14 protein-coding genes are annotated in these 23,505 nt (G+C 48.8%); 10 read left to right on the top strand and 4 right to left on the bottom strand.

Features of this window, described 5'->3' with window-relative positions; genetic code table 11:
• Positions 1-151 precede the first annotated feature (151 nt).
• Together JUF10_RS06945 and addA are read left to right on the top strand one after the other, a co-directional pair.
• Entirely contained in the window at positions 152-3,757 is a 3,606-nt protein-coding gene (locus JUF10_RS06945) for a PD-(D/E)XK nuclease family protein (protein WP_203641499.1), read from the top strand.
• On the top strand, positions 3,741-7,517 hold the full coding sequence (gene addA / locus JUF10_RS06940; protein WP_203641498.1) for a helicase-exonuclease AddAB subunit AddA: 3,777 nt from the start codon (positions 3,741-3,743) through the stop codon (positions 7,515-7,517). Before JUF10_RS06945 ends, addA begins: the two co-directional genes overlap by 17 nt.
• Positions 7,518-7,564: 47 nt before the next feature.
• Here addA and JUF10_RS06935 read toward each other — a convergent pair whose 3' ends face one another.
• Together JUF10_RS06935 and JUF10_RS06930 are read right to left on the bottom strand one after the other, a co-directional pair.
• On the bottom strand, positions 7,565-7,756 hold the full coding sequence (locus JUF10_RS06935; RefSeq protein WP_203641497.1) for a hypothetical protein: 192 nt from the start codon (positions 7,754-7,756) through the stop codon (positions 7,565-7,567).
• A 65-nt stretch (positions 7,757-7,821) separates the two neighbouring features.
• The gene (locus JUF10_RS06930) at positions 7,822-8,991 is read right to left on the bottom strand and encodes an acetyl-CoA C-acetyltransferase (RefSeq protein ID WP_203641496.1); all 1,170 of its coding nucleotides are present in this window, start codon (positions 8,989-8,991) and stop codon (positions 7,822-7,824) included.
• A gap of 739 nt (positions 8,992-9,730) precedes the next feature.
• Between JUF10_RS06930 and JUF10_RS06925 the strand changes: the two genes are divergently transcribed.
• From JUF10_RS06925 to JUF10_RS06895, 7 genes are all read left to right on the top strand, one after another.
• A complete protein-coding gene (locus JUF10_RS06925; RefSeq protein ID WP_203641495.1) occupies positions 9,731-9,994 on the top strand; it encodes a hypothetical protein in 264 nt (87 codons plus the stop codon).
• Positions 9,995-10,137: 143 nt separating this feature from the next.
• Positions 10,138-10,386, top strand: coding sequence for a helix-turn-helix domain-containing protein (locus tag JUF10_RS06920; RefSeq protein ID WP_203641494.1), 249 nt, complete (start codon positions 10,138-10,140; stop codon positions 10,384-10,386).
• A gap of 173 nt (positions 10,387-10,559) precedes the next feature.
• Positions 10,560-11,819, top strand: coding sequence for a tyrosine--tRNA ligase (tyrS, locus tag JUF10_RS06915; RefSeq protein ID WP_203641493.1), 1,260 nt, complete (start codon positions 10,560-10,562; stop codon positions 11,817-11,819).
• Between the two features lie 207 nt (positions 11,820-12,026).
• A complete protein-coding gene (gene tdc / locus JUF10_RS06910) occupies positions 12,027-13,910 on the top strand; it encodes a tyrosine decarboxylase (RefSeq protein WP_203641492.1) in 1,884 nt (627 codons plus the stop codon).
• A gap of 92 nt (positions 13,911-14,002) precedes the next feature.
• On the top strand, positions 14,003-15,424 hold the full coding sequence (gene tyrP / locus JUF10_RS06905) for a tyrosine-tyramine antiporter (RefSeq protein WP_203641491.1): 1,422 nt from the start codon (positions 14,003-14,005) through the stop codon (positions 15,422-15,424).
• A 68-nt stretch (positions 15,425-15,492) separates the two neighbouring features.
• Complete coding sequence (locus tag JUF10_RS06900; protein WP_203641490.1) at positions 15,493-16,989, top strand: Na+/H+ antiporter NhaC family protein; 1,497 nt, start codon at positions 15,493-15,495, stop codon at positions 16,987-16,989.
• Positions 16,990-17,217: 228 nt separating this feature from the next.
• Positions 17,218-18,180, top strand: a complete 963-nt coding sequence (locus tag JUF10_RS06895) for a hypothetical protein (protein ID WP_203641489.1) — start codon at positions 17,218-17,220, stop codon at positions 18,178-18,180.
• Between the two features lie 395 nt (positions 18,181-18,575).
• Here the strand turns inward: JUF10_RS06895 and JUF10_RS06890 are convergent, their stop codons facing one another.
• Both JUF10_RS06890 and lysS read right to left on the bottom strand, forming a co-directional pair.
• The gene (locus JUF10_RS06890) at positions 18,576-20,096 is read right to left on the bottom strand and encodes a UDP-N-acetylmuramoyl-L-alanyl-D-glutamate--2,6-diaminopimelate ligase (RefSeq protein ID WP_203641488.1); all 1,521 of its coding nucleotides are present in this window, start codon (positions 20,094-20,096) and stop codon (positions 18,576-18,578) included.
• A gap of 20 nt (positions 20,097-20,116) precedes the next feature.
• Positions 20,117-21,628, bottom strand: a complete 1,512-nt coding sequence (gene lysS, locus JUF10_RS06885) for a lysine--tRNA ligase (RefSeq protein WP_203641487.1) — start codon at positions 21,626-21,628, stop codon at positions 20,117-20,119.
• A 259-nt stretch (positions 21,629-21,887) separates the two neighbouring features.
• Here lysS and JUF10_RS06880 point away from each other — a divergent pair, with 259 nt between their 5' ends.
• The gene (locus tag JUF10_RS06880) at positions 21,888-23,069 is read left to right on the top strand and encodes an MFS transporter (RefSeq protein ID WP_203641486.1); all 1,182 of its coding nucleotides are present in this window, start codon (positions 21,888-21,890) and stop codon (positions 23,067-23,069) included.
• Positions 23,070-23,505 lie beyond the last annotated feature (436 nt).

Raw genomic sequence — 23,505 nt, 5'->3', positions numbered from 1 at the left:
AATAATGTTATTAAATATGAGAAAATTTATGGCAAACATTTGTTCGCTTTTGGCATTGAGTATGCTAGAATATAATTACCTTAGACGGCAGTAATCCGAAATTGAAATGCTGCTTACATAGCGAATTTTAGGAAAAATAGGAGGTCGGCTGATGAGTTTACAATTTGTTTTGGGTAGTGCGGGAATGGACCACAGAACGCCTATGGTGACAGCGATGGCAGAACAAGTTACGGCAATACCCACGGATCAATATTACTATTTGGTTCCCAACCATATTAAATTCGAGACCGAAGTGGATGTACTGACAGCATTGAAGGAACGGTTAGCACCAGAGCAACCACTATTCGCACAGACACAAGTTCAGGTCTTTTCTTTTACGCGATTAGCCTGGTTCTTCATGAAAAACGAACCCGTTTATCAGCTACCCCGCATTTCAACGGCTGGCTTGAATATGTTGATCTATCAAATCATTCAAAGCCATGCGGATGAGCTGACGATTTTTCGTGGTGAGGTCGATCGGCCTGGATTTATCACGCAATTGACGACACAGTTAGCCGAATTGAAAGTGGGGCAGGTCACGGCTGCCGACCTCCTGACCGCCGTAGATAACCTGACGACGACCAATGCCGATTTACAAGCTAAGCTGCATGATCTGATGATTTTGTATGAAGCATTTGAGACCCAAATGCTGGGGAAATACGTTGAAAATACCGATTTACTGAATCAGTTAGCCGACTATTTGGCAACTAAGGTTGAGTTAAGCCACGCCCATTTTTATCTGGAAGGATTTTCACAGTTGAGTGCTCAGGAACGTAAGCTAGTTGCGGTTCTGATTCAGCGTTCGGCTAGTGTTGAAGTGGCGCTGAACTTAGATAAGGGCTATCCGCAGGAGTTACCAGATACGACGACCCTCTTTTTCCAGTCAGCTAAGTTGTACCATCAACTTTACGTTGAAGCGCGGGCAGATAATGTTCCTGTCTTGATTGATCAGCAGGCGGCAACTCGTCGCGTTTCACCGGATTTACTAGCACTCGACCATTTCTGGCAGGAGACGAACACCTTGTCTCCTCAACCCAAGCCCGCCGTAGCGGTGTTGGAGAATGTCAAAATCGTTCAAGCCGCTAACCGCTATGTGGAAGTTTCTCATGTGGCGACCCAAATTCGACAGCTCGTGGCAAGTGGCCAGTACCGTTACCAGGATTTCTTAGTTTTAGCACGCCATTTAGATGCTTATCAGACAGTGATTGATCCCATTTTTAAGGCGCAGGAGATTCCTTATTTTGATGATGCTGATGTGCAGATGGCCGATCATCCCTTTGTCGAATTACTCAATGCGTTGTTTGATGTGCAGCGAAAGAATTATCGATATGCCGATGTTTTTCGGGTGTTGAAGTCTGAATTACTTTTGCCGGTGGGGGATGATGGGGAGCCATTGGATCTAAACGTTTATCGGCGAGCGTTAGCACTAACCGAAAATCTAGTCTTGAAGAATGGCTATGAAGGTCAGTATCGCTGGACGCAGGATAAGGATTGGCTGTACACTCGTTTTTCAACGGGGGACGATAGTGTTCAGACGACACATGACGAACAAGTGACCGCACAGATCAACGTTATTCGTCATTTTGTGAAGGACACATTGCCACCGTTCTTTACCAGATTGAAGGCGGCTAAAACGTATACTGAGGCGGCGGCTACGCTGTATCAGTTTCTAGAAAATCACGGTGTGAGTCAACGCTTGATGGCCTGGCGGGACCAAGCTATTGCGGCCGGGGACTTATTTCGTGCGGGGCAACCTGAACAGACTTGGGCAACCTTCTGTCAGATGCTCGATGAGTGCCATAGTATTTTAGGCGACCAGCCGTTTAATCAGACTGATTTTCAATCGTTGCTACAGGCAGGGTTTGCTGGCGCAAAGTTTAGCCAAATTCCATCAACACTTGATCAAGTTATGATTTCTGAAAGTGGAATCGTGCAGGCGAATAACCGGAAGATAACGTTCTTAATGGGCGCTACAGCCGACAGTATGCCTGATGATCAGGTGCCGACAACATTACTCGCGGATAACGATCGTCAGGATTTAAGCGAACAATTACAGGCGACCGATGCCAACAGTTACTTGCGTGATGATGCGGCGACACAGCTTGCTGGTGAACCTTATTTGAACTATCTAGCATTTCTAAGTGGAAGCGATCAGTTGATCTTTAGCTATCCGGCAACGAGTGATGGTGACGGTGGCTTGCAGATTTCGCCGTACGTTGCCCGGATTCGCGACTACTTTAAGTTACCCGTCACGTTAGCCGAAGCTGCGCCAGATGCTCAACAAACGGATATTTTACCCTTTGTGGGGACCCGGCGGACAACGCTGCGCCACCTGGTACAGGCCAGTCATGATAGCCAGATTCGCGAACAGCCATTATCACCGGCTTGGCTTTACGTTCTGCGTTTATTAAGAGCGGACATCAACTATGGTGAACTGACGACAAAACTACTGGGTAGTCTGAGTTATCGCAATGTGCCAGAGCAGTTGACACCAGATATTGTGACGCAACTGTATGGCAATAAGATCAGTACTTCTATTTCTAAATTAGAGGAATACTACGCCAATCCCTATGCCTATTTCCTCAAATACGGCTTGAAGCTGCAGGAACGTGACGTTTTCGAGCTCTCACCGGCTAGTACTGGGGAATTCTTCCATGCGACGATGGATGGTCTCATGAAGATCGTTAACGATCAAAAGCTAAACCTAGCAGATTTGGATGACCAACAGTTACGAGAGATGACAGACGAAGTGATTGCAAAGGTCTTGGATACCACAGCTAATCCGCAGTTTGCCATCTTAGAAAGTTCAAATCGAATGGTCTACATTCGCCAGCAATTGATCAAGACGATGCGGCAGATGGCTAAGACGTTACGTGAGCAGAGTAAACGGACGAAATTGCGGCCTAAGCGGACCGAGGTACAGTTTGGACTGGGGGATGAACGTGGTTTAGAAGCCTTATCCTTCGATCTGGAAAAGAAACGAAAGGTGACCGTTCGTGGCCGAATCGACCGGTTAGATGCAATGCAGCTTCAGGATAAAACCTACCTGGGAATCGTTGATTATAAGAGTTCGGAGCACAAGTTTAGTTATCAAGATGCCTATTATGGTCAGGCGATGCAGATGCTGACGTATTTGGACGCGGTTAAGAAGAATTTGCCAGAATTACTGGCCAATGAGACGCCGGTCAATGCCGAATTGGCGGGGGCCGTCTACCTTCATTTGCAAAATCCAATTCTAAAGGCAGCAGATGTTCTAGGCGATGACCCGTTAGAGGCCTTGCTTAAAGCGGAACAGTATCAGGGGTTATTACTAGATGATCCGGATTTGTTGACCAATTTAGATTCCCTGTTTGCCACGGATAATTATAGCGGCAGCTCACTGTTATTCCGGGGGTTACGACGGACTGTCAAAGGAACGATTACGTCTTACAGTAAGATGCTGGTCAAGCCGGCAGAACTGGATTTGCTACTCGAACATACGGAACGCTTGATTAAGCGAGCAGCGACGCAAATTTTCGACGGGCATGTTGATTTAGCACCATTTAGGGAGCAAAATCGGACGGCGTTACAATTTTCACCATACAAGTCGATCATGCAGTTTGATCCGTTGCTAAAGGAAAATAATTACCGGGAACTCCCGGCTTTAAAGAAAGACGATGTCATGGCCCGAATCAAGGCCGAACAGGAAAAGGAGGCAGCCGATGAGCGCAAAATTTAGTTTTACACCTAGCCAAGACCAGGCAATTCACCAGACTGGGAATAACCTATTAGTTTCTGCGTCAGCGGGATCTGGGAAGACGCGGGTGCTGGTCCAGCGGGTAATTGAGCACTTGAAGTCGGGAATGGGAATCGATGAAATTTTAATCGTGACCTTTACCAAAGCGGCGGCTGCCGAAATGCGCGACCGGATTCAAACCGCCTTGCGTCAAGAATTAGCGGCTAATCAAGGGAATAGTGACCAACAAGCGTTTTATTTACGCCAATTGAATCAACTTCCCGTGGCTGATATCAGTACACTCGATGCGTTTTGTCTCCGCATTTTACAGCATTACTATTACGTGATTGACCTTGACCCCGTGTTTCGCTTGCTAGCCGATGAGACTGAGAATGGTTTGCTTCGAGATGAGGTTTGGTCGGATTTGCGTGAACAGCTCTATGCCGATGATGACAGTGGTTTATTTGCACGATTGACGGAAAATTTTTCGGGCGATCGTAGCGATGATGGGCTGGCTGATCTAGTTCAACAAACCTATACTTTTGCCAACGCAACGCCTGACCCGGCCGCATGGTTGGCAGCCTTGCCGCAACCGTATCAGTTAGATAGTGACCGGCTGACGCAAACAACGTTTTATCGGCAAAAATTGGCGCCACTATTCACGGCACAATTGCAGCAGATTCAAGCGGACTTAACTAGCGCGGAACAGTTAGCAACTCAAAATAACTTAGAGAAGCAAGCAGCGCATCTGCAAAACGTTTTGGCTAGTCTTAAGACGGTTTTAGACTTAGTTGCTAATGGGAGCTGGAATGATTTACGAGCTGCCGTTCAAGACTTTACGTGGGGCCGTATGCCAAGCATTCGTAAGACGAACGAAGATTTTCCGGTCTACAATGAGCTCAAGACGACTTACTATGACCCAGCACGTAAGCAGTTAGACGTCTTGAAGAAGACTTACCTGATTCAGAGTGAGGAACAAGCCATGACTACGATTGCAAAATCAGGAGAACTGGTTGGCGAATTGGCAAGGGTTGTCACGGCATTTAGAAAAGCCTATCGTGCCGAAAAGCAACGACGCCATGTGTTGGACTTTGCAGATATTGAGCATGCGGCACTGAAAATTTTAACCAGTGATACAGATCAATCACGCCATGTTGCGGCGCAACTGCGCGATCAGTACGCTGAAATTATGATCGACGAGTATCAGGATACAAACGGCTTACAAGAGGCCATTTTAACGGCGATCGCTGAACCTGCCCCGCAAGGAAATCTTTTTATGGTGGGGGATGTGAAGCAATCGATCTACCGGTTCCGCCAGGCAGATCCCACACTGTTTATGGGAAAGACGGACCATTATGCGGCCGATGAAAGTGCTGGTCAGCTCATCACCTTAGCCGAAAATTTCCGATCGATGAAAAATGTCGATGATTTTACCAATCTCATTTTTAAGCAGCTAATGGATCGTGAATTAGGTGAGATTGCCTATACGGGGGCCGCACAGCTAAAATTTGGAGCAACCTATTACCCAGAGAATGTCGAAAGTACGGCGGAACTCTTGGTCTATTTGACAGAGGGCACTGAGGAATCCCGAGATGGGGAACCAATGGACGAGACCTTCCAAGTGGATGACAAGCATCAAGGCGAGGTCCTGATGACCGGGAAAAAGATTCAGGAATTGATTGCAGCTAAGACGCCCATTTATGACCGAGAAAAGAAGCTGACGCGGCCCATGGATTATCGGGACATCACGTTGTTGACGCCGACGCGAACAAATAATCTAATTATTACTGATGAGCTGCGGCGCATGGGGATTCCCGTGGTCGTCAACGATGCGCAGAACTATTTTAAAACAACCGAGATCCAGATTATGATGGCGCTACTACGGATCATTGATAACCCCTATCAAGATATTCCACTGGCAGCTGTCCTGCGGTCCCCCATTGTGGGTCTGAACGAAAATGAGTTGGCGCTGTTGCGAATCAATCAGAAAACGGGGGATTATTACCAAGCCCTCTTACATTTCCAGCAAACCTTCGCAGTTGGGACCAGTAGTGCCATGCAGCAGCGCGTCTATGAAAAAATCAGTCATTTCTTAGAACAACTGCAGATGTTTCGAGATATCGCGCAGCAAAATGAACTGGTTACGCTGATCTGGCATATTTATCAAGAGACGGGGTTCCTGGATTATGTCGGGGGAATGCCAGCCGGCGAACAACGACAAGCAAATTTACATGCGCTCTATGAACGGGCACAAAGCTATGAAAAGAGTAGCTTTAAAGGGCTCTTCCAATTTGTTCGTTTCGTCGAGCGCTTACAGCAGCGCGATGCCGATTTGGCCGGCGCGCCAGTTCAAACAGCCGAAAATGCGGTATCCGTGATGACCATTCATGGGAGCAAGGGACTGGAATTCCCGGTCGTCTTCATCATGGATGCCTCACGCCAATTTAACCGACAGGATCAGCAAGGAAATTACGTTATGAGTGGAAAAACCGGCATCGGCATTGACTACTTGGATACTGAAAGCCGGATTAAGGCGCCAAGCCTACAGAAGCTGGTGACGGCGCAAGCTATTTCACGGGCCAGCTTAGCTGAGGAAATGCGTAAACTATATGTGGCTTTGACGCGTGCCGAGTCGCGCCTCTATATCGTGGGGTCACATAAGAATCAAGAAGAGGCGCTCAGCGCTTGGGAACAGGCTTATCAAAGTCCTGAACTGGTGCTGAATGCCACTTTGCGAGAAAAGAACACGCTAGCTAACTATTTGGATTGGATTGGGATGTGTTTGATTCGTGATTCACATTTTGACTCGGAGTTACGCACGGAAACTAGTGCCTTTTCCGGTTTAGCTGGTGATCCGGCCCAGTTCAAGGTTTCCTTTGCAACAGCGGCAGACATTGAACCGATGCAGTCCGTTGGTGAGGCGGCAGCTGATTGGTTGCAAGAGACGAGTCAGATAGCAGAAAAGGCAGATGATAAGGCGGTTTCTGGTGAGCAAATCAAGGCCATTATGGACTTTCAATACCCCCACCAAGCAGCAACGGAAACGACCGCTTACCAGTCTGTATCCGAAGCCAAGCGATTATTTGAAGACCCAGACAACGCAACGATTGGGGAATACCAACCAACTGAACGGGGCCAGGCTGGCCGACGTTTTGTTACGCATGACTTTGCGCGGCCAGAATTTCTCCAAACGGTGCGCGAACCCCTGCCAACAGAAATCGGGAGCGCCACCCACTTGGTTTTACAGCAGTTAGACGTTACGTCGGCACCAACAGAAACCAGTGTGCAGATGCTTATTGACCAGCTGGTTACAGACCAAGTTTTATCAGCTGAGGTTGCGCAACGCATCCAACCGGATTTGATCTTACGGTTCTTTGCGAGCGACTTAGGGCAGAAAATCTTGGCAGCGCCGGACCAACTTCATCGCGAAGTGCCATTCTCGCTTTTGATGCCAGCCCGGAGCCTGTTCCGAGACTTTAAGGAAATGGCATCGCAAGTTCTCGTCCATGGGATTGTCGATGGGTACCTGCTGACGCCAGCAGGTGTGATATTATTCGACTATAAGACCGATCACGTGAATCCACGCGATGTTGCCAAGAGTGAAGCGAAACTGCTGGAGCGATACGGCGGTCAGGTTAATCTCTACGCAACAGCCTTAAAACAGATGACGGGGCAACCGATTATTGCTCAATATCTGTATCTATTGGCCACCGGAGATTTGGTCGCGGTACCTACACAACCGATTCAAAACTTAGATAACTAGTGCAAATTAAAAAGCGATTGGCCCATAACGAGTCAATCGCTTTTCCCTTACTGATGAATTAACAATAGCGAAGTCAGAATAAATAACTGGACGGCCATGACGACCAGTACGCCCGTAAAGTAACGGCTGTAGTGGTGGTCGCGGTGAAACAGATAGCCAAGGGTGCTGGCCAAGGCAATAAAGCCAACAACGACTAGAATGATCAGTTTGATTTTAACGTCGAAGTCTTGCATTAGCATGGCGTACGCTTCCTTTTGCACAGATTAGTTATCGCCATTATACCAGATGACCCGGTAGTTGCGGACTAATCGCGTTCAAGCATGAGCGCAATGCCCATGCCACCACCGATGCACATTGTGGCGAGGCCGCGATGACCACCACTGCGCATTAGTTCGTGCAGTAACGTTACCACGATCCGCGTTCCGGAGGCCCCCAGCGGATGACCAAGGGCAATACCACCGCCGTTAACGTTCAATTTCTGTGTCGGTATTTTTAGGTCGCGGGTAATTGCAACAGATTGGGCGGCAAAGGCTTCATTAATTTCAAAGCGATCAATGTCCGCAAGGGTTGTCTGCGTGCGGTCAAGCATCTTTTGAATGGCGTAGACGGGCGCGTAGCCCATGATAGCGGGGTCAATGCCCGCCTCTTGGTAGCCCGTAAGCGTTGCTAGATATGGGATGTTGGCAGCAATAGCCGTCGATTTGCGCATGAGGATCATAGCCGCGGCACCATCGTTGAGGCCGGCAGCATTTCCAGCCGTGACCGTACCATCAGGCTTAAATGAGGGCTTGAGCGCTGCCAATTGTTCGGCTGAGGTTGTTGTCCGGACGGCTTCATCTGTCGTGATCAGCTGGTCACCAACCGGAACCGGGACGATTTCCGCGTCAAATCGGTGTTCCAACTGGGCCTGCGTGGCGTTTTGTTGTGAGCGAAGAGCAAAAGCGTCTTGTTCCTCACGGCTAACGTGGTATTTCGTCGCGACGTTTTCGGCGGTGATGCCCATGGGGATGTCGTTAAACGCGTCTACCAAGCCGTCCTTGGCCAGACTATCGACCAGCGTCATATCACCAAACTTATGGCCAAAACGTGACTGTGGGCTCAAATAGGGAGCCTGACTCATGCTTTCCGTACCACCGACCAAGACAGCATCAGCGTCACCTAATAGGATAGCGCTTTGACCGAGGCGAATGGCTTTTAAGCTGGAACCACAGACCTGATTGACGGTCATTGCAGTACTTGTGACGGGGATACCGGCGTTGAGCTCGATTTGGCGAGCAACGTTTTGGCCCTGACCGGCTTGTAGCACCGTGCCAAAGATGGTTTGTTGAATCATGGCGGGGACGAGGCCACTTCGCTCAATGGCGGCCTTCGCAGCGAGGGTCCCCAGTTGAACGGCGGAAACGGACCGGAAATTCTTGCCAAATTTGCCGATAGGGGTCCGGACCGCGCTAACAATTACAACTTCTTCTGCCATGCTATTAGTTTCTCCTTTTCCGATAATGTCCGAATCTCTAATATAACCGACTTTGCGGGATTTGTCTTGAAATTGACCTGCAATTGCCAGCAGATTTGAATTTTCTTAAAACTTTTCGCCTGGTACCGGGTAAATTATGAGAAAATAGTCTCGCTATTGCTGTTATTAGTATTTACACCGTTCAGCTTACTAATTAATACTTGTCATTCTGCGATTAATTATAAAAATATTTATCTTAAGGGTTGCAATTCATTTTTATTCATGCTAAAGTGTAGCCAACATCAAAAAACGAATAAGAAATCTTTCAAACGAAGTAGTGATCTATCTGGGAGCTCAGAGAATTGGCGGTCGGTGCAAGCCATGCAGGGTAGGTTTAACGAAATACGGAAGTTGTTTCTTCGGGGTATCCCTACGTTATCAGGGATTAAAGTGTAGAGGCTGAAAGTCTCTGAAGCTGGGTGGTACCGCGCTAAGGCGTCCCTTCTATTTTGATATAGAAGAGACGCCTTTTTTGATGCTAATAAAATTTTTCGGAGGTATTTGATGATGAAGAATACGAATGCAGGATTAATGGATGACCGGTTACATTGCCCAGAGTGTGGGGATATTGTGTTTAAGAAGGTTTCAGGAGAAGCGACGTTAGAGTGTACGAACTGTGGTCATCGAATTGGTGAATTAGAAAAATTAACGCATTAGGAAAAGAATAATTATGCGGAAAAATAAGTCAGGAGGAATGAATATGCAAAACACGCACGATGCAACACTTGATGAAACGGAAGAGCATCCAACTCGCGTAAAATGGATTAGTCTCGCCGTTACGTTATTAATTACTACACCATTAATTATAACTTTAGTGATGTTCCAGTGGTCCAGTATGGGGCTCACGCCGTTATTAATAATTGTGGGGTCCCTGCTCGCAATCGTTATTGGTGTGTGGCACTTAGCCGTCCAACTAGTAACCGTAATTAGAGGGGGTGGGGATAGTGACTTCCGCGAAAGATAGTGGTTATAATTATATAGCTTCAAAGCGGCGTCATATGGAAATTACCCCATATGGCGTTTTTTGTAATAGTTAATTAGAATTTACATAGGACATTATTATAGAATATACTAGTCAATATTAAAGATTTAGTTGGAGGAATTAGTATGATTGATTTAAGGGATCGCGACATTATGTCGTCAATGGAAGCAGCCAAGCGCTGGATGAAGGCGGATGATTATGTTCGCCAAGTTTACCGGAAGAGTCCCGAACGTTTTCCAGTAGGGACCATTCGTAAATTTGGGAAGCAGTTAGTCGTTACCCGAAAAGGAATGGAAGTCGTGACGGGTGAAACCGAGATCGAAGCAAAACAATTTGCAAGTATCCGCAGGGACCCTAATATTCGGGACCTCTAATGAGATGAAGTTATTTCACCACACCAGAATTCGCTGAATAAGGCGACTTATCCGCTCCCCTTCACTTGACAACGCTTTCATGGTTAGCTATCTTTTGGTTGTTTAGGTCGAATTCATTTTCATCACGAACGACCTGTCAAAAAAATTGGGTACAGTGAAAGGGGAACAAGCTAATGAATATTATTGATGAGTTAACTTGGCGTGGTGCGATCAACCAGCAGACGGATGCTGAAGGCTTGAAAAAGTTAACAACGGAAAAGAAAATTTCGTTGTACTGTGGGGTCGACCCGACCGGGGATAGTATGCATATCGGGCATTTGATTCCATTTATGATGATGAAACGCTTTGAACTAGCTGGTCATCATCCATACATCCTGATCGGTGGCGCCACGGGGAGTATCGGTGACCCCAGTGGGCGGAAGACCGAACGGCAACTTCAAACCATGGATAAGGTTCAACACAACGTGCAGGCGTTATCGCGGCAGATGCATCGCCTGTTCGGTGGGGATTCCAACGTGACCATGGTCAACAACTACGATTGGTTATCCAAGATTTCCCTCTTAGATTTCTTGAGAGATTACGGGAAATTAGTGAACATCAACTCGATGTTGGCTAAGGATATCGTCGCTAGTCGACTGGATACGGGGATTTCCTTTACGGAATTTACGTACCAAATCCTCCAATCCGTTGACTTCTTGACGCTCCACAACGAGCACAACATTCAACTGCAAATTGGTGGGGCCGACCAATGGGGCAACATTACCGCCGGGATTGATTTGATTCACAAGATCAAGGGTTCCGATGAAGAAGTTTATGGGCTGACCATTCCGCTGATGCTTAAGGCCGACGGGACCAAGTTTGGGAAGACGGCCGGTGGCGCCATCTGGCTCGATCCCGAAAAGACCTCGCCTTACGAGTTCTACCAATTCTGGTTAAACCAGGATGATCGTGACGTGATTCGCTACCTCAAGTTCTTTACGTTCTTGAGCCAAGACGAAATCAACGGCTTAGAGGACAGCGTTGAGAACGAACCCGCCAAGCGGCTAGCGCAACGGCGGTTGGCCGAAGAAGTGACCCGGTTTGTTCACGGCGAAGAGGCTTTGGAGTCCGCTCAAAACATTTCCGAAATTCTGTTCTCCGGTGACATTCAAAAGCTGACCCTGGCAGAAGTTCAAGAAGCCTTTGAAAAGGTACCGAACGTCTCAATCAGCGCCAAGCCAGAAAACATTGTCACGTTGCTGACCGACACGACGGCCATCGAACCCTCACGGCGGCAGGCACGCGAAGACATTGAGAACGGCGCCATCACCGTTAACGGTGAACGTGTGACGGATACTGATGCCGAACTCGATCCTAAAGACAACTTCTCCGGTAAGTTCATGGTTATCCGCCGGGGGAAGAAGAACTACTTCCTCGCCAAAGTAGAAAATTAGACTAAAATTAATTTTTTCTAATGTGATACCCGTTAGCGGGTCCGATAGTGCATATCGGACCCGCTTTTTATTCTGTGCAGGTGCTCATAAACCGATAAACGGCCATCTGCTTGTTCTAATTTTAACAAAAGACCCTTTACAGGGTACAAATGAAAGCGTATTCTCTTGGGTGAGCAAGGATAAATAAACCTGTAGGAGGTAAGTGACATGGAAAAGAATACGAACTCACTTAAGGATTTAGACTTGAACGCTTTGTTTATCGGGGATAAGGCGGAAAACGGTCAGTTATACAAGGATATGCTGAACAAGTTGGTCGATGAACATTTAGGCTGGCGGAAAAATTACATACCATCAGATCCCAACATGATTGGGCCCGATGATCAATCATCACCAGAGTTTGAAAAGACGGTCAACCACATGAAGACGGTGCTGAACCAATTGTCAGAACGGATCCGGACGGAATCAGTTCCTTGGCATTCAGCCGGTCGCTACTGGGGCCACATGAACTCCGAAACCTTAATGCCAGCGCTGTTGGCTTACAACTACGCTATGTTATGGAACGGAAACAACGTTGCCTACGAATCTTCACCAGCAACTTCTCAAATGGAAGAAGAAGTTGGTCAAGAATTTGCCCGCATGATGGGTTATGACTACGGTTGGGGCCACATCGTTGCCGACGGCTCATTGGCAAACTTGGAAGGTCTCTGGTACGCCCGGAACATCAAGTCATTACCATTCGCGATGCAAGAAGTTAATCCCGAATTGGTAGCCGGCAAGTCAGACTGGGAATTACTGAACATGCCAACCAAGGACATCATGGACCTGCTTGAAAATGCCGGGACCGAGATCGACGAAGTGAAGAAGCGTTCCGCTCGTAGCGGGAAGAACCTGCAACGCTTGGGCAAATGGTTAGTCCCACAAACCAAGCACTACTCCTGGATGAAGGCCGCCGACATTATCGGGATTGGCCTTGACCAAGTGGTTCCTGTGCCAATCGACAGTAACTACCGGATGGACATCGACGCTTTGGAAGACATCATCCGTAAATTTGCTGCTGAAAAGACACCAATTCTTGGGGTCGTTGGGGTAGCTGGCTCAACCGAAGAAGGTGCCGTTGATGGTATCGACAAGATGGTTGAACTGCGGAAGAAACTGTACAAAGAAGAAGGTATCTACTTCTACCTCCACGTCGACGCCGCTTACGGTGGCTACGCTCGGGCACTGTTCCTTGATGAAAATGACAAGTTCATTCCATACAAGGACTTACAACGGGTTCACGCCGAAAACCACGTCTTCACTGAAGATAAAGAATTGATCAAACCAGAAGTTTACTCAGCGTATAAGGCCTTTGATGAAGCAGAATCAATCACCATCGACCCTCACAAGATGGGCTATGTGCCTTACTCTGCTGGTGGGATCGTTATCCAAGACATTCGGATGCGTGACACGATTTCTTACTTCGCGACCTACGTCTTCGAAAAGGGTGCTGACATTCCTGCCTTGCTGGGGGCTTACATTCTCGAAGGTTCCAAGGCCGGTGCTACCGCCGCTTCCGTTTGGGCTGCCCACCACACCTTACCACTGAACGTGACTGGCTACGGGAAACTTGAAGGAGCCTCCATTGAAGGTGCTCACCGTTACTACGACTTCCTGAAGGACTTGAAGTTTGAAGTTGCAGGCAAGAAGATTTCCGTTCACCCACTGGTTTCCCCTGACTTCAACATGGTTGATTACGTGCTGAAGGAAGACGGTAACGATAACTTGGTTGAAATGAACCAGTTGAACCATGCCTTCTACGAACAAGCTTCGTATGTTAAGGGCTCCCTTTACGGCAAGGAATACATTGTCTCTCATACCGACTTTGCCATTCCTGACTACGGTGACAGTCCACTGCAATTCGTTGAAAGCTTAGGCTTTAGCGAAGCAGAATGGCGCCGCGCCGAAAAGGTAACGATCATCCGGGCCTCAGTTATGACGCCTTACATGAACCGGAAAGAAAACTTCGATTACTTCGCACCTGAAATCAAGAAGGCCATTCAAGCTGATCTTGAAAAGGTCTACGAAACCGCAAAACAGAATCAAAACGCTTAACACATACTGATATCGTTTCACCGTAGGTCATTCGGGGTAATGGCCTACTGCTATTATAAGTATCTTATTTCTACTTGAAGGGAAGCGCGAACATGGATAATCAGGCTAAAAAACTTAGTCTCGGCACATTTATTGGGATGACGATGGCCCTGTGTGCCACAGTACGTTCGATTCCTTCAGTTGCCGCAACTGGTTGGACGCAAATCACCTACATGGTCTTTGCCGTCGTCTTCTTCGCTTTACCAGTTGCCCTGATTTCCGGTGAATTGGGAACCATGATGCAAGCTGAAGGTGGGCCGCAGTTATGGGTCAAGTCAGCATTAGGGGAAAAATGGGGATTTGTGACCGCCTGGCTACTCTGGGTACAAATCTTCCCAGGAATGGTCATGGTGGCCTCAACGATTGGTCCGCTGTGGGGGAACGTCTTTGGGAACGTCGCTTTAGGGAATAACCACTGGTTCATTCTCGCTAATATCTTAGGCTTTTACTGGATCATTACCGTCCTGAACTTGCGGTTCGATATGGCAAAAGTTGGGGGAAACATCGGGGTTTGGCTCGGTGTTTACATTCCAATCGTCATCATGTTGATCATGGGGGTTGCCGCCATGGTCAAGACCGGGATCAACCCGAACGGTTACCTGGGGACCTTCACTTGGGGCAAATTAATGCCAAGTCTAGACAACCTGCAATCGTTACAATACTTCGCCGCCATTTCCTTCGTTTACACTGGGTTGGAAATGTCCTCTGTCTTCATTCCACGGCTGCATGACGCCAAGAAGACCTACACGCGGGGAATCTTTGTTGCCTTGATCGGATTAGTTCTGATGAACATCATGAATTCCATCCTGGTCGCTAACGTGGTGCCAAATGGCAAAATTCAATTGTCAAACATCACTCAACCAATCGTTCTGTGGTGCCAAATCTTAGGTTGGCCTTCAATTATTGCCAACATCTTTAGTTTCATGGTCGTTATCGGTGTGCTGATTCAGCTGTCCGCTTGGGTTACCGGTCCTTCGAAGACCATGACGCAAGTTGCACGGGCTGGCCAATTACCTGCTAGCTTTGGCTACCACAAGACCAACAAGTTCGGGGTATCCCGCAACGTGGTCTTAACGCAAAGCATCTGCATCTCACTCTTCGCCTTACTTTACGGCTTCATGAAGAATGTGAACGGGGTCTTCTTAACGCTGACCAACGCCACCACGGTGATCTACGCAATCGTCTACATCTTGATTGCGATTGCGATCATTCGCTTACGGCAAACGCAACCGGACATCGAACGCCCATACCGCTTAGGGAAAACGGGGAATGCGATGGCTTACTTCGTGGCCTTCCTGTTACTCTTTGGTATCGTGGTCATCATCGCCGCAACCTTGGTTGCAAGTAATACCATGCAGGCAATCTTCGTGGTCATCATTACCGCTGTCCTCTTCGTCATTCCGCTGATTATTGATAAGAATAAGAACGCCGAATGGATCGACCAGGTAAACACAGATTTAGCACTCGACAAATAAAATCTTTGACTCGGTGAAAAGGGCTTACTTGTTGGTAAGCCCTTTTTGGCTTAAAGGGGTGTTCTATTATGGAAGAAAAAAAGAAAACGGACAATCATTTCTCACTCATAGAGTCCTTAATTATTATGGTGATCATGTTTCTTATTCTGGGGACCATGATAATTGGGATGAAGATGTCGCCCCAGATTCCAATTTTGTTTGTGTTTACGTTGCTCATGTTTTACGGCCATTTTCGCAAGGTTTCTTGGGAGCAGATATTCGATGGGATTACTGAAGGGATTAAACCCGGCATTATTCCTATATTAATATTTCTGATGATTGGCTTATTGGTTTCCAGTTGGTTAGCGTCCGGAACCATCGCCACAATCATGGTCATTGGCTTCAAGATTCTCTCCGTGAAATTCTTCCTGCCGACGGTCTTCATTATCTGTGGCTTGGTCGGCATCACGGTGGGCAGTTCATTTACCACGGTGTCCACGATGGGCATCGCCTTTATGGGCATCGGCCACATTCTGGGGTTTTCCGATGCGTTAACGGGTGGGGCCATCGTTTCCGGCGCACTGTTGGGAAACAACTTATCACCGTTATCGGATACGTCCAATTTGACGACGGGGTTAACCAAGGTTAATCTTTACCGGCACCTCTTAACCATGGCAGGAACAATTGTGCCCTCGGCAATCATTGCGCTAGGCTTGTATTTTGTCATGGGAAGCACGGCCAAAACGGCTAACTTGAGCCAGATTCAATCGATCTCAAGCAGCCTGGAGCAGTCCTTTGCGGTTTCGGGCTGGTCGCTATTGCCGATTCTGGTGTTACTGTTGTTGGCTTGGCGCCAGGTACCAGCGATTCCGTCGCTTCTGTTGGGCTCCATCACGGCATTACTGCTAGTCATTGTCCGTGATCCGTCCTACGGGGTGACCAAGATCAGCAATCTCTTGATGATGGGCAATATTGCCAAGACGCCTTCGACCACCGTAAACGAGTTAATGAGCGGCGGGGGCATCAATAACATGCTGGGATCGGTCTCGTTGATTATCGTGGCCCTAGCGTTGGGCGGCTTGTTGATCAAATTTGGCGTGGTCCACACGTTGATCGACAGCATCAAGCCGTACGTGAACAAGCCGGGCAAATTGATTCTCTTCACCGAACTCAGTGGGATGGGGGTCAACCTGATGGTCGGGGAACAATACCTCTCGATCATTTTACCGGGGACAACGTTCAAGTCATCTTACGATCGATTGGGATTAGATCGAAAATACTTGTCGCGAACCTTGGCGACCGGTGGGGCCGATATTAACGCCTTAGTTCCCTGGGGAGTCAGCGGAATCTTCTTCTCGGGAACGTTAAATGTCGACGCCTTGCAGTACATTCCAATGGCATTCTATACCTACATCAATCCGATCATGACGATTATTGCCGGATTTACCTTTGTGACCTGGCGGTATAAGAAGCAACTCGCACAGGCGGGTAGCGTCGAAGCGATGATCAACCAGTCGAGTGAGCTGGATGATGAGGCGAAGCAAGCGGCATTGAAGTCGGTAACGACTAGTGGTGCTGGGAGCTAGAAATTGAAAGACTGGTAGCGCTGAATGGGTTGCACTCTGACCGTCGGAGATTTCGCACAGTTCCAGTCCATATCTGGCGGCCAGTAAGTCGAAGGGAACGCATCATTAAAAAATGGTGGGTTCCTTTTTGGTCGGAAGAGTTATCGCCGGTATTTCCAAACCAGATTTTCCATTCTGCGAATCTTCTATTATAATGGAGGATAGGTTAAAGAATAGGGGAATCGAGTTATGGAACGAACAGATTCAACGGCTGAACCAATGACCCCGGCGGAATTTTTAACGCCGCAGCGGTTGGCCCGGTTGTCAGCTAATCAACAAAAATATGCGGCGGCCATCCTTGACGATGTGCAACGCGTCCGTGAAACGGTCAAATTAGCAAAGGGGAGCTGGACGCCGCAGCAAGTCGCCGGCACTCTGGCGGCCTTGCCAACCATGGTCGACCAACCACACCTGTACTTTGTGGCGGTCGTTCCCGTTTTGGCGGCCTATTTTAAGGCCCAAAAGTTGGCTAACCTTGCCGATTTAGAAGCCGCATTAAAGGCAGCGCGGCCAGAATTGGTCGAAAAGCATGGCGACGCGGCCGGCGAACAACAGGCCTACGAAGGCGTTGTCGCACTCGTCGAGGACTGGGTGGAAGCCATGGTGGCGCAGCCGGATGTGGCCAATCTCAGTCAAACTGATCTCCAGCACTTCATCACGATCGTCCACACGACGGCCGAACTGATGATTACCGGCAAGCATCTCCAACCGAGTGATTGGGACGTTAAAACATTAAATGAAATCATGTTTGGGCCCTTCACCCATTTGCTGGATGAGGCAGACCGCGTACCGGCTCTCTTCAATCTGGTTCCGTTCGCGCTGACCACCTTGTTCGACTACTTGGCTGCTCAAAGCAAGTTGACGCACGCGACCGAACTACAAGACTGGGTCGGGTCACATCACACCGCGTTGGTGACCATGTATGACCCTAAGCTGGAGAACTTCTTTGAAGACCTGACCACGGCCATGCAACGGGCCAATGTCGATGCTGACGACCACGATGCCGTCGACGCCTTCACGCAAGACTATCTACGCGCCCACCCAACGGAAAGCCGCGAACTCTTCACGGCCGACCGTCAGTTGACACACAAGAAACACATCAAGCAGATCAAATACAGCCAAAAGAAGCGGCGGAAACGGCGTCGGCGTTAAAAATAACGTGGCCTGAGCTGGTCGCACTACGGCTGCCAGGGATTCCGCCTGCTGTGGGGACGCTCCGGACTGAGGGGCGGTCCTCCGACTCGCTTTGAAGCCACGAAAAACACGTGTCTTCAAAGTCGCCCATCCTGTTAGCTAGCCAACGGCCAGCTAACAGGATTACCACGGCTGGCTGCATCCCTGGCCTCCTCCGGCTTCGATTGAACTTTCCAATGGTAAACGAGCTGAGTTTATCATTGGGAGTCCACACTATAAGTCGGCGTGTCATATCTGGCAACTGACACTAGCGTATTTGTTTTAACATGATTATTGAGTTCAGCCAAAATTACACTAAAAAAGCGTTACGTACGGGATCAACTCCCACACGTAACGCTTTTTAAGCACTAATTTTAATTTTCATCCGCCAAACCGTCGATGACCTCTTGGGCCACGACTGGATCGGACGGGTAGGGGGTGTCGACCCCGTTGATTTTTTGATAAGCATCTTCACCCTTGCCGGCCAGAACGACCAAATCGTCGTTGGTGGCACTGGCAATGGCGTGTTGGATGGCATCCTCACGCCGGGGAATGATGGTCACGCTGACCTTGTCGTGGTCAATGTGACTGTCAATTTCCTTTGCGATGGCGATCGGGTCTTCGTGACCCGGATCGTCCGTCGTCAGGAATGCCGTATCAGCGTAATCGTTCAACGCCTTGGCGAAGCCTTCACGCCGGTCTTCCCCTTTATCCCCAGTGCTACCGAGCACCGCCGTAATGTGGTGATCCGGAAATTGGGTGTGGAGGAAGCTCAACAGGGCGTTCATGCTGCCCCAGTCGTGAGCGTAATCGATGTAGATCGTCCCATGATGCTTAGTGGTCATCGATTCCATCCGACCGGGAATGCTGGTGTTTGCCAGCCCGGCCTGCATGTCCGCCACGGACGCGCCAGCCAAGCGACTAGCCAGAATGGCCGCCGTCGCATTGCTCTGGTTGAAGTCGCCGGGCACGGAAACGCTGTAGGACGTTGCCAGTTCAGCTAACCGGTCATCTTCCGAATGGACCGTCAAGCCAAATTGGCTATCCGTCAACGTCGCTTCACTGCTGGTGATCGAGAGCGTTGCTGCATCCTGATTGAAACCGTAAGTGAAGATGTTTTCCGGTGCCGTTGAAACCTTCGCCGCCGCGTAGACGTCTTCAAAATGGTCCATGTCCGCGTCCACGATACAAGCCCGTGAGTTGAGCATCAACTGCATTTTGCAGAAGAGGTAGTTGGCGAAGTTCGGGTGTTCATTGACCCCAATGTGGTCGGGCGAGATGTTGAGGAAGATTCCAACGTCAAACGTCAAGCCGTACACCCGGTCCAGCAGGTAAGCCTGCGAAGCCACTTCCATGACCAGCACCTTTTGGCCGTTGTTGACCGCCTGGCGCATTTCATGGAAGAGGTCAAAGGATTCTGCCGTCGTCAAATGGGCGCGGTATTGGTCCTCCGGCTTGGGGCCGATGATGTGATTAATGGTCGAGAACATCGCCACTTGCTGCGGGTAGGTGCGACTCAGAATGTTCGTCGTCAGGTACGTCGACGTCGTCTTGCCCTTCGTGCCGGTGTAGCCAATCACAAATAAGTCGTTTTGCGGGAAGCCAAAGTACAATTGGGCAGCTAAGGACAACGCCTTACGCACGTCAGTCACTAAGATGACCGGCACGTCAACGCCGTAGTCCTTTTCAGCCAAGTAGGCAATGGCCCCGTTGCTGATGGCCGACTGTAAGTAGTCGACTGAGAAATTGAAGCCCTTGCAGACGAAGAGGCCGTTGGCGCTGACCTTGCGAGAATCGTACGCTAACGATGCAAAGTCGACGTCGTCTGAATTTAGCGTGGTGCTCAGGAACAGGTTATGCTCCTGCAGCAACGCAATCAGCTGGTTTGCTCTCATTCAATTGCCCCTTTTCGTGATTAATCGTTGGGCCGCATGGTTGGGAACAGCATCACGTCGCGGATGGAAGCTGCATCGGTCAGCAACATCGTCATCCGGTCGATCCCGATACCCAGACCACCAGTAGGCGGCATCCCATATTCCATGGCCTCAATGTAATCATTGTCGATCCCGTGAGCTTCTTCGTTACCAGCGGCGCGTTCTGCGTCTTGGCTTTCGAAACGTTGCTTTTGGTCGATTGGGTCGTTTAATTCAGTAAAGGCGTTACCGTATTCGTTACCATCGATGTAAAGTTCGAACCGGTCGGTGAAACGAGGGTCCTTCGGGTTCTTCTTTGCTAATGGTGAAATTTCAACGGGGTGGCCGTAGATAAACGTTGGGTTAACCAGGTTATCTTGAACCTTTTCTTCGAAGAAGGCGTTGATGATGTGGCCGACCTTCCAGTAAGGTTCGCAGTGAATGCCGTTTTCTGCAGCTAATTTCTTAGCGTCGTCGTCAGACATTGGTTGCCAGAAGTCGATGCCAGTAGCATCCTTAACGGCGTCAACCATGTGGACCCGTTTGAATTCGGAATCCAGGTCGATGGTCTTGCCTTGGTAGGAAACTTGGCCAGAACCGTTAACCTTGTTGGCTACGAAACGGAAGATGTTTTCAGTTAAGTCCATCACGTCCGTGTAGTCAGCGTAAGCGGTATAGACTTCGACCATGTTGAATTCAGGGTTGTGCCGTAAGTCGGTCCCTTCGTTCCGGAAGTCCTTGCCCAATTCGTAGACCTTTTCCATCCCGCCGACGATCAGGCGCTTCAGGTAAAGTTCCGTGGCGATCCGCAGGTATAACGGAATGTCAAAGGCGTTGGAGTGGGTGACAAATGGCCGTGCTTCGGCCCCACCGGCCTCCGTCTGTAAGACAGGGGTATCAACTTCCAAGTAGCCTTCGCTGTCCAAGTATTCGCGGATAGCCTTCTTGATCTGCGTCACCTTGATGAAACGGTCAAAGCTATCTTGGTTGGCAATCAAGTCCAGGTACCGTTGACGATAGATAGTTTCAGGGTTCGTCAGACCATGGTACTTGTCTGGTAATGGCCGTAAAGCCTTAGATAAGAATTCGAAGTCAGTGAAACGCAGGGTCAAGGCACCGGTGTTCGTCTTGATGACGTAACCCTTGGCACCAATGAAGTCCCCTAAGTCGAGCGTCTTGTAAAGGGCGTACTTGTCTTCGCCCAGTTCGTCTTGACGCGCGTAGCCTTGGACGACACCAGTTCTATCGAGTAAATCGATGAAGCCGGCCTTGCCGCTACCACGCTTACCGGTAATCCGACCCGCAACAGCAACGTAATGTTTGTCTTCCATCAACTCTTCTTTGTCGTACTTGTCGTATTTTTCCTTGAGCGACTTACTGTCGTCAGTTCTGTCGAAGCGGTGACCGAAAGGCGCGATGCCCTGTTCTTGTAGATTGTTCATTTTGTCCCGACGAACCTGCATTTGATCATTCAGATCGGTCGGCGTGGCATTATTGTTCTTGCTGTTACCCATGTTGTGTCCTCCTATTAAGTATTGATTCAAAAGTTCAATGAATCCAGACCTCCCTTAAATTTAGTTGATTTTGGCGTAATTAGCAAGCCATAAAGGGGGATTGATTGAATGAAGACGCTTACAAAATGGCGGCGATTTCGATTTTACTAATTTCGGCTAAAATGGGCAGATAGATTTCCCATCCACCCTTTCGAGGCCCCGGGGAAACATGATAGACTTAGCACAACTAGTCAGATAAGAGGGGGCAGTATATAGAGTCATGTTAAAATTGATGCGAAAAATGTGGCCGTTACTTCTATTAGGGTTTTTGGTGAATACCGCCTATAGTGTCATGTGGCCACTCACGACGATCTACCTCCATGGCGACCTGCATTTAAATCTGGTGCAAAGCGGGATCATCCTGGCGGCATACTCCGGGTGTAACGTGTTAGGGGGGTATCTCGGCGGCGTGCTGACGGATCATTACTCCGCTCGGGCCGTGGGGGTCGGCATGCTACTCGGATTGATTGGTGATGCGGTCGTTGGTTTCTTTTGGAATGGCATCATTGCCTATCCGCTAGTCCTGATTGTCTTCGGCCTGCTGACCGGGGGCATGCTGACACTGATCACGGCGATGACCGCCCAGCTGAGTCATTTGGACGGTCGCTTATTTAATCTACTATACATATTCATTAACGTCGGGTTGGTTGTGGGAACGGCTAGTATTGGTGTTCTCTACCATAATAGTCTGAAACCGATCTTTGCGTTGCTACTGAGCTGCTATGTTCTGGCGGCCATTCTGTGGGGGTGGCGTGCTGGCAGTTTCGAACGGCAGTCGGCTGGACAAACGGCACGAGCGGCGAGTTCGTCCGCGACGGCCGTGCCAGATGTTCGGGGAAAGCTCTCACGGGTCAGCTTGATTATTATTCTATTGAGCCTGGCTTTCATGTGGATCACCTATGCCCAATGGATGAGTAACGTGTCGGTTTACATTCAAAATGAGGGGCTGGGCATCAAGTTATACAGTTACCTATGGGTGTACAACGGGATCCTCCTAATTGTCGTCCAAGCGTTGATGGCTAAAGTCAGTCGTAGCAAGGTGTTACCTTGGCAAATTCTAGGCGGCTTGGTGGCAATTGGTGGCTCGTTTCTTCTATTAACTAGTGCTTCTGGTGTGGGCGTCTTATTTGCCGCGATGACCTTGCTTACGGTAGGGGAGGCGGTCTACGTTCCGGGAGTCCCGGCCCTGATCAATTTGTATACGGTAGGAAATGAGGGCCGCTATCAGGGATTGGTCAATGCCTTTTCCTCATTAGGGAAAGCGTTGGGCCCAGTGATCGGCGGGATGGTCATTGCGCAATTTACATCGTTTTCACTACTGTTTTTGATTTGTGCGGTGGTCAATGGTGTGGTTGCAGCCGTCTTTTTAGTCGGCGTGGTCCCAGCGTTGAAAATGAAGTGAGTTGTGAAACGAACTATCTCCAGGCGTGCCCTGGCCAAACGACCGGTTAACTCGGCCGTTTTTTCTTGTTTTCATAGTTGCCATTCGTCTTTGAAAATAGTTTACATTTTTCGCTGATTTTAGTTGACGTGGTGGGCTGTGGTTGGTATAGTTATATACGTTGTCACGGCGATTCACCAACTAGACCAATTCGAAAGATTGAAATTAGTTGTTGACAGCGATGATGACAAAATGTTATATTAATTAAGTTGTCGCGTTTCGACAACACATCAACGAGAAACGTTGTTAAATCAAATTTCTTGTTGACATCATATTGATTAAATGATATGATAATTGAGTTGTCTGCGAGAGCAGATGGCTGGTAGACCTTTGAAAACTGAACATTGTTTCGACAAACCAAATATGTGTAGGGCGGTTTGATACTTGGTATCAAACC

It is taken from the genome of Levilactobacillus andaensis (assembly GCF_016861695.1).
Taxonomy (GTDB): Bacteria; Bacillota; Bacilli; order Lactobacillales; family Lactobacillaceae; genus Levilactobacillus; species Levilactobacillus andaensis.
Note: the sequence above shows the minus strand (reverse complement) of the source record. Positions and strands in the feature narration are given on the sequence as shown.